This window comes from Gordonia ajococcus, assembly GCF_012974285.1.
GTDB classification, from domain to species: Bacteria; Actinomycetota; Actinomycetes; order Mycobacteriales; family Mycobacteriaceae; genus Gordonia; species Gordonia amicalis.
Map to the genome: position 1 here is coordinate 3,457,648 of NZ_CP052884.1, position 14,158 is coordinate 3,471,805.

The 14,158-nt window shown below is 68.4% G+C and carries 13 protein-coding genes; 7 read left to right on the forward strand and 6 right to left on the reverse strand.

Annotated features, from left to right (window positions below):
* Nucleotides 1-78 precede the first annotated feature (78 nt).
* The 4 genes from GAA2_RS15675 to hrcA all read right to left on the reverse strand — a co-directional run bounded on the left by GAA2_RS15675 (nucleotide 79) and on the right by hrcA (nucleotide 3,979).
* Nucleotides 79-873 carry an alpha/beta hydrolase family protein gene (locus GAA2_RS15675; RefSeq protein ID WP_006434868.1) on the reverse strand — a complete coding sequence of 265 codons (795 nt, stop codon included), beginning with the start codon at nucleotides 871-873 and terminating at the stop codon, nucleotides 79-81.
* The gene (locus tag GAA2_RS15680) at nucleotides 870-1,619 is read right to left on the reverse strand and encodes a 16S rRNA (uracil(1498)-N(3))-methyltransferase (protein ID WP_006434867.1); all 750 of its coding nucleotides are present in this window, start codon (nucleotides 1,617-1,619) and stop codon (nucleotides 870-872) included. Before GAA2_RS15680 ends, GAA2_RS15675 begins: the two co-directional genes overlap by 4 nt.
* Nucleotides 1,616-2,773, reverse strand: a complete 1,158-nt coding sequence (dnaJ, locus tag GAA2_RS15685; RefSeq protein ID WP_096274170.1) for a molecular chaperone DnaJ — start codon at nucleotides 2,771-2,773, stop codon at nucleotides 1,616-1,618. The genes GAA2_RS15680 and dnaJ overlap by 4 nt, the downstream gene beginning before the upstream one ends.
* Before the next feature lie 171 nt (nucleotides 2,774-2,944).
* On the reverse strand, nucleotides 2,945-3,979 hold the full coding sequence (hrcA, locus tag GAA2_RS15690) for a heat-inducible transcriptional repressor HrcA (protein ID WP_006434865.1): 1,035 nt from the start codon (nucleotides 3,977-3,979) through the stop codon (nucleotides 2,945-2,947).
* 105 nt (nucleotides 3,980-4,084) lie between these two features.
* On the opposite strand from hrcA, the gene GAA2_RS15695 reads away from it, so the two are divergent.
* Nucleotides 4,085-4,579, forward strand: a complete 495-nt coding sequence (locus tag GAA2_RS15695) for a type II toxin-antitoxin system VapB family antitoxin (protein ID WP_006434864.1) — start codon at nucleotides 4,085-4,087, stop codon at nucleotides 4,577-4,579.
* Between the two features lie 84 nt (nucleotides 4,580-4,663).
* Here the strand turns inward: GAA2_RS15695 and hemW are convergent, their stop codons facing one another.
* Nucleotides 4,664-5,875 carry a radical SAM family heme chaperone HemW gene (gene hemW, locus GAA2_RS15700; RefSeq protein WP_006434863.1) on the reverse strand — a complete coding sequence of 404 codons (1,212 nt, stop codon included), beginning with the start codon at nucleotides 5,873-5,875 and terminating at the stop codon, nucleotides 4,664-4,666.
* A gap of 397 nt (nucleotides 5,876-6,272) precedes the next feature.
* On the opposite strand from hemW, the gene GAA2_RS15705 reads away from it, so the two are divergent.
* Genes GAA2_RS15705 through GAA2_RS15725 form a run of 5 tightly spaced genes read left to right on the forward strand, consistent with a single transcriptional unit; the run spans nucleotide 6,273 to nucleotide 11,742 of the window.
* On the forward strand, nucleotides 6,273-8,015 hold the full coding sequence (locus tag GAA2_RS15705; RefSeq protein WP_040004523.1) for a nitrite/sulfite reductase: 1,743 nt from the start codon (nucleotides 6,273-6,275) through the stop codon (nucleotides 8,013-8,015).
* Nucleotides 8,012-8,764, forward strand: a complete 753-nt coding sequence (locus GAA2_RS15710; RefSeq protein ID WP_006434861.1) for a phosphoadenylyl-sulfate reductase — start codon at nucleotides 8,012-8,014, stop codon at nucleotides 8,762-8,764. Before GAA2_RS15705 ends, GAA2_RS15710 begins: the two co-directional genes overlap by 4 nt.
* The gene (cysD, locus tag GAA2_RS15715; RefSeq protein WP_040004522.1) at nucleotides 8,761-9,702 is read left to right on the forward strand and encodes a sulfate adenylyltransferase subunit CysD; all 942 of its coding nucleotides are present in this window, start codon (nucleotides 8,761-8,763) and stop codon (nucleotides 9,700-9,702) included. Before GAA2_RS15710 ends, cysD begins: the two co-directional genes overlap by 4 nt.
* Before the next feature lies 1 nt (nucleotide 9,703).
* Complete coding sequence (locus GAA2_RS15720) at nucleotides 9,704-10,999, forward strand: sulfate adenylyltransferase subunit 1 (protein WP_006434859.1); 1,296 nt, start codon at nucleotides 9,704-9,706, stop codon at nucleotides 10,997-10,999.
* Complete coding sequence (locus GAA2_RS15725) at nucleotides 10,996-11,742, forward strand: sirohydrochlorin chelatase (RefSeq protein ID WP_006434858.1); 747 nt, start codon at nucleotides 10,996-10,998, stop codon at nucleotides 11,740-11,742. Before GAA2_RS15720 ends, GAA2_RS15725 begins: the two co-directional genes overlap by 4 nt.
* A gap of 86 nt (nucleotides 11,743-11,828) precedes the next feature.
* On the opposite strand, the gene GAA2_RS15730 is transcribed toward GAA2_RS15725, so the two are convergent.
* Nucleotides 11,829-12,029, reverse strand: a complete 201-nt coding sequence (locus GAA2_RS15730; RefSeq protein ID WP_006434857.1) for a hypothetical protein — start codon at nucleotides 12,027-12,029, stop codon at nucleotides 11,829-11,831.
* A 95-nt stretch (nucleotides 12,030-12,124) separates the two neighbouring features.
* On the opposite strand from GAA2_RS15730, the gene GAA2_RS15735 reads away from it, so the two are divergent.
* Nucleotides 12,125-14,146, forward strand: a complete 2,022-nt coding sequence (locus tag GAA2_RS15735) for a glycoside hydrolase family 15 protein (protein ID WP_096274172.1) — start codon at nucleotides 12,125-12,127, stop codon at nucleotides 14,144-14,146.
* The last annotated feature ends 12 nt before the right edge of the window (nucleotides 14,147-14,158 follow it).

Sequence of the window (14,158 nt, forward strand, 5' to 3'; positions counted from 1 at the left end):
AACAGTGTATCGCTATGCAACGGCCGGTCAGCAGGCAATATTTCTCAGCACGGCCACGTCACCGCCGGACCGCGTGCTTCAGATCCCCAGGACCCGGATCGTCTGCCGGGCGCACCCGGTGCCCGGGTCGACGAAGGCCTCGTGACCTTCGCCCGGTACGACGATCAGTTCGGCCGACTGTCCGCGGGAGATCGCGTCGTCGACGTAGCGGCGGCTCACCACGTCGGGTACCAGGTCGTCCTCGTCGCCGGTGATCGCGACCACGTGCGCGTCGAAGACCGGCGCGAGCAGAGGCGAGGCCTCCTCGTAGCGGCGCGGCGACTCACTGTACGGCCGCCCCATGAGGGCCCGCAGGGATTGTTTGTCCGCCGCGGAGACCGTGTCGAGGACCGCCGCCTGGGCGACGACGGTGGTGATGGTGGTCGAGGCGGTCCGCGCCCCCAGCTTGCCGACGGCCCACACCGCGAGCTGGCCGCCGGCCGAATGCCCGACCACGCCGACTGTGGAGAAGTCGACCGCGGCGAGATCGACCTCCTGCTCCTGCAGCGCCTCGCGCACCGGGCCGTCGAGGGCACGGATCGCGCCGACCACATCGCGGCCGGTGTTCGGCCAGCCGCCGCCGGGCTCCCCGACGCGGCGATACTCGATGTTCCACACGACCGCGCCGCGCTCGGCCATCGTGCGGGCGACCGCGGTCTGGATCGTGGAGCCGTACTCCACCGACCACGAACCGCCGTGGACGAGCACGACCACACGGGCCGGGGTGGCGGGGTCGAGAACGTCACGCGGCACGTAGAGGTGGCCGAATTGTGAAAGCTCGGTGCCGTATTCGATCTTGGTGCGGCGCACGGCGCAGCGTCGGACGGCACTCACCGCGACCACCGTCGGGTCAGCACGCCGATCGCACCCAGCGCGACGGCTGCCGCCGTGGAGGTCCGCAGGACCTCCGGGCCGAGCACCACCGAATGCGCGCCGAGAGCTGTGAGGTCGGCGACCTCGGTGTCGTCGAGTCCGCCTTCGGGACCCACGACGAGCACGATCTCGCTCGCATCGGCGAGCGGCAGTTCGGCAAGGGGCCGGGCGGCCTCCTCATGCAGCACGGCGACGACTCCACCGCCGGCGACCGCGTCGGCACACCGCGCGCGGACGTCGATGGTCGAGGCGAGCTCGGCGACCTCGGGGATCCACGGCCGTCGACTCTGCTTCGCGGCGGCCGACGCGGCGGCCCTCCACTTGGCAACACCCTTGTCCGCCTTGCCCGTCCATCGGGCGACACAACGCATGGCCTGCCACGGCACGATGACGTCGACGCCCGCTTCGGTCGCGAGGTCGACGGCGAGTTCGGACCGTTCGGACTTCGGCAACGCCTGGACGACGGTCACCTGCGGGGTGGGGCGCGCCTGGAACGAGAACTCACGCACCGAGGCGACGAGGGTGTCCTTCCCGGTGATCTCCCGGATCTCGCACCCGGCGACCGAACCGGCGCCGTCCCCGACGAGGATGCGCTCCCCCGCCCCAAGCCGTGCGACCGTCACCGCATGCCGGCCCTCTGGCCCGCTGAGAACGAGGTCGGCTCCCGGGGCGGGGACGGAGTCCGCCCAGAAAAGCGGTGGGCTCACTTGCCCGCGAACGCGTTGCGCAGTCGTGAGAAGAGGCCGCCCGGGGCGGACGCGGCCGAGGTGTTGACCACCTCGATCTCGTCCTGCGCCACCGTCTTGAACTTCTTGAGGGCGTCGGTCTGGGCACCGTCGAGCTTGGTCGGGACGACCACGTCGAGGTGGACGTGCAGGTTGCCGCGGACACCGGCGCTGACGTGCGGCATGCCCTGGCCGCGCAGCTTGACGACCTGACCGGGCTGCGTTCCCGGAGCGATCGTGACGGTGACCGGGTCGCCGAGGATGGTCTCGACGTCGAACTCGGCGCCGAGCGCGGCGTCGACCATCGGCACCTTCACCGTGCAGTGCAGGTCGTCCTTGTCACGCAGGAAGACCTCGTGCGGGCGTTCGGTGACCTCGACGTAGAGATCGCCGGCGGGCCCGCCTCCGGGACCGACCTCGCCCTGACCGCTGAGGCGGACCCGCATGCCACTCTCGATACCGGCCGGGATGCGGACGGTCATGGTGCGGCGCGAGCGCACACGCCCATCGCCGCCGCACTTGTGACAGGGGTCGGGGATGACCTCGCCGACGCCGTGACAGGTGGGGCACTCGCGCACGGTCATCACCTGACCGAGGAACGACCGCTGCACCGACTGGATCTCGCCGGCCCCGTTGCAGGTGTCGCAGGCAACCGGCTTGCTGTCGCCGTTGGTTCCCGACCCGGTGCACGCGTCGCACAGGATCGCGGTGTCGACCGTGATCTCCTTGTTGACGCCCTTGGCACACTCGGCGAGATCGAGTTTGACGTTGACCAGCGCGGGCTCACCCGGCTGGACGCGCGAGCGGGGACCGCGCCCCGAGCCGAATCCGCCGCCGCCACCGAAGGCGCCGCCGTTGCCGAAGAACGCCTCGAAGACGTCGCCGAAGCCGCCGCCACCCCCGCCGAAACCGCCGGCGCCCGCACCCGCCAGGGGATCGCCTCCGGCGTCGACGATGCGACGCTTCTCCGGATCGGTCAGCACCTCGTAGGCGGTGCTGACTTCCTTGAACTCGTCTTCCTTGCCCGGGTTGACGTCGGGGTGCAGTTCGCGGGCCTTCTTGCGGTAGGCGCGCTTGAGCTCCTGGTCACTGGCACCCTTCGCCACACCCAGGATTGCGTAATAGTCACGTGCCACGGTTGTAGTGATCCTTCGGTTCAGTTTGGTACCCAAGCGGTCTCGGGTGATGCCCGCGCGGTGCGTGCCTCATCGGGATGGACGTACGTCCGCGCGGTACGCAGTGGAACCACTCGATTCTGCCGACGACCGGTCGAGGCCCTCACCCGACGTCCGTCGCCGGGGCGGCGGTCATCGTTCGGCGAGCACCTCACCGATGTATTTGGCAACGGCTGCGACCGAGGCGATGGTTCCCGGATAGTCCATTCGTGTGGGGCCGAGCACACCGACGCCGCCGAACACGGTTCCCGATGCACCGTACCCTGTGGACACCACCGAGGTTCCACGCAGGTTCTCGGTCTGCGTCTCTTCTCCGATCTGCACGGTGACCTGGCCCATGTCCTGCGTCGTGGCGAGGATCTTGAGCACGACGACCTGCTCCTCGAGTGCTTCGAGGACGGTGTCCATGCCGCCGACGACGGGCGTGAAGTCGGCCGCCGACCGCGCGAGGTTCGAGGTGCCGCCCAACACGAGACGGTCGTCGCCGCGTTCGACGAGGGTCTCGACGAGAACCATCACGATGTTGAGGACCGCGCCGCGGATGTCGTCGGGTGCGGAGTTGGCGAGTTCCGCGACCGCCGCCGACGCTTCTTCCAGTCGTTTGCCGTGGAGTGCCGCGGAGAACATGTCGCGCAGGCGCGCGATGTCCCCCTCGTCGTGATCCTCGTTCAGCGCGACCATGCGCTGTTCGACCCGGCCGTTGTCGACGATCACCACGAGCAGCAGTCGCGACGGCGAGAGGGACACGACCTCGAGATGCCGAACGCGCGAAACCGACAGGACCGGGTACTGGATGACCGCCACCTGACGGGTCAGCTGGGCCAGCAGCTTCACCGAGCGCCGCAGCACGTCGTCGAGGTCGACTCCGGAGTCGAGCACCGACAGGATGGCCCGTCGTTCGGCGGAGGAGAGCGGTTTGATCTCGCTGATGCGGTCCACGAACATCCGGTAGCCCTTGTCCGTGGGGACACGGCCGGAGCTGGTGTGCGGCTGGGTGATGTACCCCTCGGCCTCGAGCACCGCCATGTCGTTGCGAACGGTGGCGCTCGACACCCCTAGCTGATGTCGTTCGACGAGTGCCTTCGATCCGATGGGCTCCTGCGATTCGACGTAGTCGGTCACGATCGCGCGGAGGATCTCGAACCTACGGTCGTCCGTAGTGGACACGCGGTACACCTCCTGATCCGAGTCCCGGTCCATGGAGTTGGGCCATAGAGTCGGGTACGTCCCATACTGGGTAGGTTCCATACTACGAAACCGGCGCGGAGTCACATGATCTTCAAGGGGGTACGGGAGGGTAAGCCCTATCCCGACCACAAGCTGTCGACGCGGGGCTGGGCGAAGATCCCGCCGCGTCAGCTGCGGCTCGACCAGCTGATCACGCTGACCAAGGTCTTGGCCCTGGACAAGCTGCTGAGCGAGGACTCGACGTTCTACGGCGACCTGTTCGCGCATGTCGTGCGCTGGGAGGGCGAGCTCTACCTCGAGGACGGACTGCATCGCGCCGTGCGCTCGGCGCTGCGGAACCGCAACATCATCCACGCGCGCACCCTCGACCTCGACGCCCTCGATCTCTCCGAGGGCGCCCGCCCTCTGGAGGAGCAGCTCGATGACACCGCCGAGATCCCGGCGCGTCCCCGCGTCGTCGACGTCCCGTCCGAACCGGTCCGGCCGAACCGTGGCGCCGACGATCCGCACAGCGGCGGCGGCGCCCATCGTCGAGGCCCCCAGTCCACGGGCTGGACGAGGCCGACTCGCCCCTGGTAGCCGGCGAGATCCACCACTTTTCGCCGAACCCACCCCGCGACGCGGCGGTGGATCTGCCGAAAAGTGGAGGGTTTGCGGAGCGGGTCAGCCCCAGAGGACGCAGCGGATCACACCGTCGGCGAGGAGCCGGCCGGCGTCGGTGAGGACGTAGGCGTCCCCGGTCGAGGTGAGCAGGCCGTCGGCGCAGAGTGCGTCGGCGTTCGCGCGTTCGGTGTCGTCGAGCAGCCCGCCCGGCAGTCCGGTACGGCACCGTGTGGTGAGCATGACCGCCTCCATGTGGCGGTCCTCGGCGGTGAGTTCCTCCGACGACGCGGCGGGCAACACACCCTCACCGAGCGTCTGCGCATAGCGCGCCGGATGCTTCACGTTCCACCAGCGCACCCCGTTGACATGCGAGTGCGCGCCGGGACCGATCCCCCACCAGTCGTGACTGTTCCAGTAGGCGATGTTGTGCCGGCACGCACCGGCGTCGTCGAGTGCCCAGTTCGACACCTCGTACCAGCCGAAACCGTTGGCGCTCAACCGGTCGTCGAGGATCTTGTAGCGGTCGGCGAGGACGTCGTCGTCCGGTGCGGGCATCTCGCCGCGCCGGATTCGGCGCGCCAGGGCCGTGCCGTCCTCGACGATGAGCGCGTAGGCCGACACATGGTCGACACCCGCGGACAGCACGGCGTCGAGGGTGGCGTGCAGGTCGGCGTCGGTCTCGCCGGGCGTGCCGTAGATCAGGTCGAGGTTGACGTGTTCGAAGCCGGCCGCCCGGGCCTCGCGCGCCGCGGCGACCGCCCGTCCCGGCGTGTGGACCCGGTCGAGGACCTTGAGGACATGCTGGGCCGCGGACTGCATGCCGAGCGAGATCCGGGTGAACCCGGCGGCGCGCAGCTGCTCGAAGAACTCCGGCGACGTCGACTCCGGGTTCGACTCGGTGGTGACCTCCGCGTCGGGAGCGAGGTCGAAGTGGGCGCGCACCGCGTCGAGCAATCGCGTGAGACCGTCGGCACCGAGCAGCGACGGCGTGCCGCCGCCGACGAAGATCGTCGACACCTTCCTCGCCGGCTGCAACAGCCGCGCGGCCGACTCCAGTTCCGCGGCCACGGCCTGCTGCCACGACTCCGGCGACGACGTCGAACCCAGCTCCCCCGCGGTGTAGGTGTTGAAATCGCAGTAGCCGCAGCGGGTGGCACAGAACGGGACGTGCAGGTAGAGACCGAACGGCACCTCGGGGTCGACGTCGCGGCAGGCCCCGGCGACGAGCTCGGTGGTGAGCTCTCGGGCGGGCGCTTCGATGTCGACGTTCACCGTTCCATCATGCCGACCTCGGCGTCTGCACCGAAATCGTCGCGTTCTGTCCCCCTCGTCGGTGGGGCCGGGGAACAACCAGGCGGCCGGGCTGCTTGACCGGCTCAGGTAGGACCTCCGGCCCCGCCGGCACCGGCGCGTTTCCATCATCATGATGGAAAATAACCCCAAGTAGACGAGGCGATGATGGTCGTGGCACTATGGACCCCGTGATTTTCCCCGGGGTGTGGCTCGCAGCGCGTCGCCACATTGATCTCAAGCGCGTCAACAGCGCTTTCTGTCGCGTCTAGCGACGTCTCGGCCCCGATTGATCCCTGAATCCAGGGATGCCGGCACGTTTCAGCCCACCTTTTCGTGCGATTGAAGCCGGCCCCTGTGCGCCGGCACAGGAGATTTCATGACGTCCACAACTGATGCCCCAGCTGTGCCCGATGCCGTTCCCGCTCCGGCCGCCGAGAAGCGAACTCGTCCCGCCCGCAAGGCGCGCCCGGTCAAGCGCCGCGCCGAAGGCCAGTGGAAGCTCGGTTACCGCGAGCCGCTGAACCCGAACGAGCAGGTCAAGAAGGACGACAACCCGCTCAACGTGCGCGCCCGCATCGAGAACATCTACTCCAAGCAGGGTTTCGACTCCATCGACAAGCAGGACCTGCGCGGCCGGATGCGCTGGTGGGGCCTCTACACCCAGCGCGCCGAGGGCTACGACGGCACCTGGACCGGCGACGAGAACATCGACCTCCTCGAAGACAGCCACTTCATGATGCGCGTGCGCTGCGACGCCGGCGCGCTGAACGTCGAGCAGTTGCGCACGCTCGGCGAGCTCTCCACCGAGTTCGCCCGCGACACCGCCGACCTCTCCGACCGCCAGAACGTCCAGTACCACTGGATCCGGATCGAGGACGTCCCGACGATCTGGGAACGTCTCGAAGGTGTCGGACTCAAGACCACCGAGGCCTGCGGCGACTGCCCCCGCGTCGTGCTGGGCTCGCCGCTCGCCGGTGAATCCCTCGACGAGGTCCTCGATCCCACCCCGGCCATCGACGAGATCGTCCGTCGCTACATCGGCGACCCGAAGTACTCGAACCTGCCGCGCAAGTTCAAGACCGCGATCTCGGGCCAGCAGGACGTGGTGCACGAGATCAACGACGTCGCCTTCGTCGGCGTCGTACATCCCGAGCACGGCCCGGGTCTCGACCTCTGGGTCGGTGGCGGACTGTCCACCAACCCGATGCTCGCCCAGCGCGTCGGCGCCTGGGTCCCGCTCGACGAGGTGCCCGACGTGTGGGAGGCCGTGGTCTCGATCTTCCGCGACTACGGATACCGACGTCTCCGCGCCAAGGCCCGTCTGAAGTTCCTCATCAAGGACTGGGGCATCGAGAAGTTCCGTCAGGTGCTCGAGGACGAATACCTCGGCCGCAAGCTGATCGACGGCCCGGCTCCGGAACAGCCCGAGCGCCCGATCGACCACATCGGTGTGCAGAAGCTGCGCAACGGACTGAACGCGATCGGCTTCTCCCCCATCGCCGGCCGCGTCTCGGGCACCATCCTGACCAAGACCGCCGAGGCCGTCGCCGCGGTCGGTTCCGACCGCGTCCGCTTCACCCCGTATCAGAAGCTGATCGTGCTCGACGTCCCCGACGACAAGGTGGACTGGCTGATCGACGAGCTCAAGCCGCTCGGTCTGCACGGCCGCCCGACGCAGTGGCGACGGAATCTCCTGGCGTGCAGCGGTATCGAATTCTGCAAACTCTCGTTCACCGAGACCCGCAAGCGGTCGCAGGTCCTCGCCCCCGAGCTGGACGAGCGGCTCGCGGACATCAACTCGCAGCTCGACGTGCCGATCACGGTGAACATCAACGGCTGCCCCAACTCCTGCGGACGGTCGCAGATCGCCGACATCGGTTTCAAGGGACAGCTCGTCGAGGACGCCGACGGCAACCAGACCGACGGCTTCCAGGTCCACCTGGGCGGCAGCCTCGGCCTGGACTCCGGTTTCGGTCGCAAGCTGCGCCAGCACAAGGTGCTCGGCACCGAGCTCGGCGACTACATCGAACGCGTGGTCCGCAACTTCGTGGATCAGCGCGAAGAGGGTGAACGGTTCGCGCAGTGGGCCGTTCGCGCCGACGAGGAGGCACTCCGATGACCATCAGCACCACGGCGCCGGCCACCGGCCGCCGCCACAGCGAGGACGAACTCCGCGCGATCGCGGCGAAGGGCGCGGCCGACCTCGGTCCCGAGGCCACCCCGGAGGAACTGATCCGCTGGACCGCGGAGACCTTCGGCACGAACTTCGTCGTCGCGTCGAACATGCAGGACGCCGCCCTCGTCGATCTCGCGGTCAAGAACGTCGACCGCGAACTCCTCGGCGGCGACCCGGTCAAGGTCCTGTTCCTCGACACCGGCTACCACTTCGCCGAGACCATCGGCACCCGTGACGCCGTCGAGCAGGTGTACGGCGTGGACATGGTCAACCTGACCCCCGAGCACACCGTCGCCGAACAGGACGAACTGTTGGGCCGCAACCTCTTCGCACGCGACCCCGGTGAGTGCTGCCGGTTGCGCAAGGTCGTCCCGCTCAAGGCGGGTCTGGCGGGTTACGACGCCTGGATCACCGGCATCCGCCGCGTCGAGGCGCCGACCCGGGCCAATGCGCCGCTCATCTCGTTCGACGAGGGCTTCGGGCTCGTCAAGATCAACCCGATCGCACCGTGGTCCGACGAGACGATGCAGGACTACATCGACTCCAACGGAGTGCTGGTCAACCCGTTGGTCGACGAGGGCTACCCCTCGATCGGTTGTGCACCGTGCACCGCCAAACCCGAACCCGGATCCGATCCGCGCAGTGGCCGCTGGGCCGGCCGCGCCAAGACAGAATGTGGGCTCCACGCATGACCGTCACCGAACCCGTCCACGACGCAACCGTCTCCGCCGAGGCCGACGACTTCACCACGCTCGACGCCCTCGAATCCGAGGCCATTCACGTCTTCCGTGAGGTGGCAGGCGAATTCGAGCGCCCGGTGATCCTCTTCTCCGGCGGCAAGGACTCCACCGTCCTGCTCCACGTCGCACTCAAGGCGTTCTGGCCTGCGCCGCTGCCGTTCTCGCTGCTGCACGTCGACACCGGCCACAATCTGCCCGAGGTCCTCGAGTTCCGCGACAACGTCGTCGAGCGTCACAACCTGCGGCTCCACGTCGCCAAGGTCGAGGACTACCTCGCCGACGGCCGGCTGACCGAGCGCCCCGACGGCGTCCGCAACCCGCTGCAGACCATCCCGCTGCTCGACGCGATCACCGAGAACCGCTTCGACGCGGTCTTCGGCGGTGGCCGCCGCGATGAGGAGCGGTCGCGCGCCAAGGAGCGGATCTTCTCGCTGCGCAACGCCTTCGGCCAGTGGGATCCGAAGCGTCAGCGTCCCGAGCTGTGGAATCTCTACAACGGCCGGCACGCACCGGGCGAGCACGTGCGCGTGTTCCCGCTGTCGAACTGGACCGAGCTCGACATCTGGCGCTACATCGCGCGCGAGCAGGTTCTGCTCCCCTCGATCTACTACGCCCATGAACGTGACGTCTTCCTGCGGGACGGCATGTGGATGACCCCCGGCGTCTGGGGTGGGCCCCGTGAAGGCGAAGAGCTGCAACGTCTCTCGGTGCGCTACCGCACCGTCGGCGACGGCTCGTCGACCGGCGCGGTGCTCTCCGACGCCGCCGACAACGAGGCCGTGCTCGACGAGGTGGCCGCGTCGCGGCTGACCGAGCGCGGCGCCACCCGTGGCGACGACCGGGTCTCCGAGGCCGCCATGGAAGACCGCAAGCGCGAAGGATATTTCTGACATGAGGCATGCACCCGACCTTCTCCGCATCGCCACCGCGGGCAGTGTGGACGACGGCAAGTCGACGCTCGTCGGCCGCCTGCTGTACGACACGAAGTCCGTTCTGGCCGATCAGATCGACGCAGTGACCAAGGCGTCGGTCGACCGCGGACTCGAGGGGCCCGACCTGTCGCTGCTCGTCGACGGCCTGCGGGCCGAGCGCGAACAGGGCATCACCATCGACGTGGCGTACCGCTACTTCGCAACGCCCGCACGCTCTTTCGTGCTCGCCGACACCCCCGGACACGTGCAGTACACGCGTAACACGGTGTCCGGCGCCTCCACCGCGCAGCTGGTGATCCTGCTCGTCGACGCCCGCAACGGCGTCGTCTCGCAGACCCGTCGCCACGCCGCGGTGATGGCCCTGCTCGGTGTTCCGCAGCTCGTGCTGGCGGTCAACAAGATCGACCTCGTCTCCGATCAGGCGTCGGTGTTCGCCGAGATCTCCGCCGAGTTCGCCGAGCTGACGCGCTCGCTGGGCTGGTCGGACGAGCAGGTCACCTCGATCCCCGTCTCGGCGCTGCACGGCGACAACATCGCGAACCGTTCGGAGAACACCCCGTTCTACGATGGCCCCACCCTCATCGAGCACCTCGAGACGGTGCCGAACCTCACCGAGCGTGCCCCGGTGGGACTGCGTTTCCCGGTGCAGTACGTGATCCGTCCCCGCACCTCCGAGTACCCCGACTACCGCGGTTACGCGGGTCAGATCGCGGCCGGCCGGGTGTCGGTCGGCGACGAGGTCGTCGTCCTGCCGTCGGGTCAGCGGACCACCGTCAGCCAGATCGACACCGCCGACGGACCGTTGGAGACCGCGCACACCGGACGCAGCGTCACGATCCTGCTCGCCGACGACGTCGACATCTCGCGCGGCGACCTGATCGCGGCTGCGGCGGACGCTCCGGAGCCGGTTCAGCAATTCACCGCCACCGTGTGCTGGCTCGCCGAGAAACCGTTGCGCCCCGGTGTCCGCCTGCTCCTCAAGCACGGCACCAAGACCACGCAGGCCATCGTCGGCGGGCTCGACGCGCTCTTCGACGAACAGAACCTCGCGCTGGAGCAGGCTCCGGAATCGGTGGAACTCAACCAGATCGTGCGGATCTCGGTGCAGACCGCCGAGCCGATCCCGGCCGACGACTATCAGGTGAACCGCGAGTCGGGCAGCTTCCTGCTGATCGACCCGCAGGGTGGCAACACCCTCGCAGCCGGCCTGGTCGGCGACGCGCTCGCGCCGCTGCACCTCAAAGAGTTGGTGTGAATCCGGCTCTCGTCCTCGTCGCACACGGCAGTCGCGATCCGCGCTTCGGCGCGACCGCACGCCGTGTGCGCGACGCCGTCGCGGCGACCCTGCCGGGCGTCGAGGTGGTCTTGTCCTACCTCGACCTCGACGAGCCGCTCGTCGGCGATGTCCTCGGTCGGACCGGGAACGATGCCGGCGGGGATGGGGCGGGCGGCGATCCTATTGTGGTGCCGTTGCTGCTGTCCGCGGGTTATCACCACAAGATCGACCTGCCGGCGATCATCGCCGAGCACCGGCCGTTCGCGTATCAGACCGATGTCATCGGAACGCGGTCGTTCACCGCGGCCCTCGCCGACCGTCTGCTCGAAGCAGGCCTCGACGAGCGCTACGGCGTGATCCTGTCGGCGGTGGGTTCCTCCGACGAGTCCGCCGACCGTCACGTCCGGCGGAGGGCCCTCGAGCTCTCGACCCACCTGCATCGACCGGTCGAGGTGGTCTTCGCGACCAAACTCGGTTCAGGTGACCGCGCGGTCGCCTCGGCTGTCCGCCGGCTCCGTGCCGCCGGTGCCGAGCACGTCGCCCTCAGTCCGTACTTCCTCTCGGCGGGTCTGCTGATCGAGCGGGTCGAGACCGCTCTCGACGCGCTGGTCGAGGAGATGCTCGTGGCCGGCCCGCTCGGCGCGCACCCCGATGTCATCGGGGGCATCTGCAGCCTCTATCGCGCGGCCGCACGGGATCGGGCCGTCACCGCGTCACGGTGACGACTCCTAGATCGTGACGAGCCAGGCGATCACGACGAGGACCAGCAGCGCCAGCAGCGCCAGGGTGACCGGCGAGCGCAGTAGTTTCACAGTCCGGTCCCATCGTCGTCGGCGAAGCGTCTGCGGTCGAACAGCGTCGCCGCCAGATCGACCATGAGACTGAGAACATAGGCGATCAGGATCGCGACCGGAATCACCACGGCGACGGTGACCAAGAGCTGCGGAACGAAGGAAAGGCCGGTCAGCCACTCCTCCACACCGTCCCACCAGGCGAAGAACGCCGTCACCTCATCACCTCGTCCGTCCGATTCGGATCATCCTTCTGCCCGGCCCCGTCGAGACCGACTGGCGTCGGACAGCGCCCGTCGCAATGATAGATCCCATGTCTGTTGCAGATGACTCCACCGTAACGTCCCTGCCGACGGCGACCTCCGCACAGGGCACCGGCACCGACGCCGCACGAGTCAGCGTCCCGGGACCGGCGCCGATGGCCCCGACCAACCCGGCGCACGGGAGCGCCTTCCCACCCATCGGCGACTACGCATTCCTGTCCGACACCGAGACGAACTGCCTGATCGCCCGCAACGGTTCGGTCGAGTGGATGTGCGTGCCGCGACCCGATTCGCCGAGCGTCTTCGGGGCGGTGCTCGACCGGAGCGCCGGCCACTTCCGCCTCGCGCCGTACGGCGTCAACGTGCCCGTCGATCGCCGGTACCTGCCGGGCAGCCTGATGGTCGAGACGACCTGGCAGACCGACACCGGCTGGATCATCGTGCGCGATGCCCTGGTCATGGGCCCGTGGCACGACAACGACCGACGCTCCCGTACCCATCGCCGCACGCCCACCGACTGGGATGCCGAGCACATCCTGCTCCGCACGGTGCGCTGTGTATCCGGCACTGTCGAACTGCACATGAGCTGTGAGCCGGCGTTCGATTACCACCGCGGGACGACCAAGTGGGAGTACTCGGGTCCGGCGTACGGCGAGGCCATCGCCACCGCCCGGGACACCGACGCCGACACCCCGACCCTCAAGCTCACGACCGACCTCCGCCTCGGGCTCGAGGGCCGCGAGGCACGTGCCCGCACCCGCCTCGTCGAGGGCGACAATCGGTTCGTCGCGTTGAGCTGGTCTCGGTTCCCGGCACCGCAGAACTGGGACGAGGCGGCCCAGAAGATGTGGTCCACGGCCGAATCGTGGCGGCAGTGGATCAACATCGGAACCTTCCCCGACCATCCGTGGCGCTCCCATCTGCAGCGCTCCGCGCTGACCCTCAAGGGACTCACCTACTCCCCGACCGGCGCCCTGCTGGCTGCCGCGACCACCTCGCTGCCGGAGACCCCTCAGGGCGAACGCAACTGGGACTACCGCTATGCGTGGGTGCGTGATTCGACGTTCGCCCTGTGGGGTCTGTACACGCTGGGCCTCGACCGTGAGGCCGACGACTTCTTCTCCTTCATCGCCGATGTCTCGGGCATCACCAACGGTGAACGCCATCCGCTGCAGGTGATGTACGGGGTCGGCGGCGAGCGGACCCTCGAGGAGGAGGAACTCACCCACCTCTCCGGCTACGACGGCGCACGCCCGGTCCGGATCGGCAATGGCGCGTACAACCAAGCGCAGCACGACATCTGGGGCACGATGCTCGACTCGGTGTACCTCAACATCAAGTCCCACGAGTCCGTCCCCGAGACCCTGTGGCCCGTCCTCAAGGCGCAGGTCGAGGAGGCGATCGAGCACTGGCGCGACCCCGATCGCGGCATCTGGGAGGTTCGCGGCGAACCGAAGCACTTCACCTCGTCGAAGGTGATGTGCTGGGTGGCACTGGATCGCGGTTCCCGCCTCGCCACCATGCACGGCGAGGACACCCATGCCCGGGAGTGGGCGGCGATCGCCGACGAGATCAAGGCCGACGTCCTGGCCCATGGCGTCAACGACCGCGGGGTCTTCACCCAGCGCTATGGCGACGACGCCCTCGACGCCTCACTGCTCCTCGTACCCCTCCTGCGGTTCCTGCCGCCCGACGACTACCGCGTCCGCGCAACGGTTCTCGCGATCGCCGACGAACTCACCGACAACGGTCTCGTACTTCGCTACAAGGTCGAGGAGACCGACGACGGCCTCACCGGCGAGGAGGGCACCTTCACGATCTGTTCGTTCTGGCTGGTGTCGGCACTGGTCGAGATCGGTGAGCTGGAGCGGGCCAAGACCCTGTGCGAACGTCTCCTGTCCTACTCGAGTCCGCTCAAGCTGTACGCGGAGGAGATCGATGCGAAGACCGGTCAGCAGCTCGGGAACTTCCCGCAGGCGTTCACCCACCTGGCGCTGATCAACGCGGTCATGCACGTCATCCGCGCCGAGGAGGCCGAGCACCAGCACACGTTCCAGCCGGCGAATCACTGAGAACCGGCCGGT

Bases quoted from the DNA above. Each gene is read 5' to 3' on its own strand.
- GAA2_RS15705 (WP_040004523.1), top strand. From the start codon at position 6,273: ATGACGTCCACAACTGATGCCCCAGCTGTGCCCGATGCCGTTCCCGCT.
- cysD (WP_040004522.1), top strand. From the start codon at position 8,761: ATGACCGTCACCGAACCCGTCCACGACGCAACCGTCTCCGCCGAGGCC.
- GAA2_RS15695 (WP_006434864.1), top strand. From the start codon at position 4,085: ATGATCTTCAAGGGGGTACGGGAGGGTAAGCCCTATCCCGACCACAAG.
- GAA2_RS15720 (WP_006434859.1), top strand. From the start codon at position 9,704: ATGAGGCATGCACCCGACCTTCTCCGCATCGCCACCGCGGGCAGTGTG.
- GAA2_RS15735 (WP_096274172.1), top strand. From the start codon at position 12,125: ATGTCTGTTGCAGATGACTCCACCGTAACGTCCCTGCCGACGGCGACC.
- GAA2_RS15710 (WP_006434861.1), top strand. From the start codon at position 8,012: ATGACCATCAGCACCACGGCGCCGGCCACCGGCCGCCGCCACAGCGAG.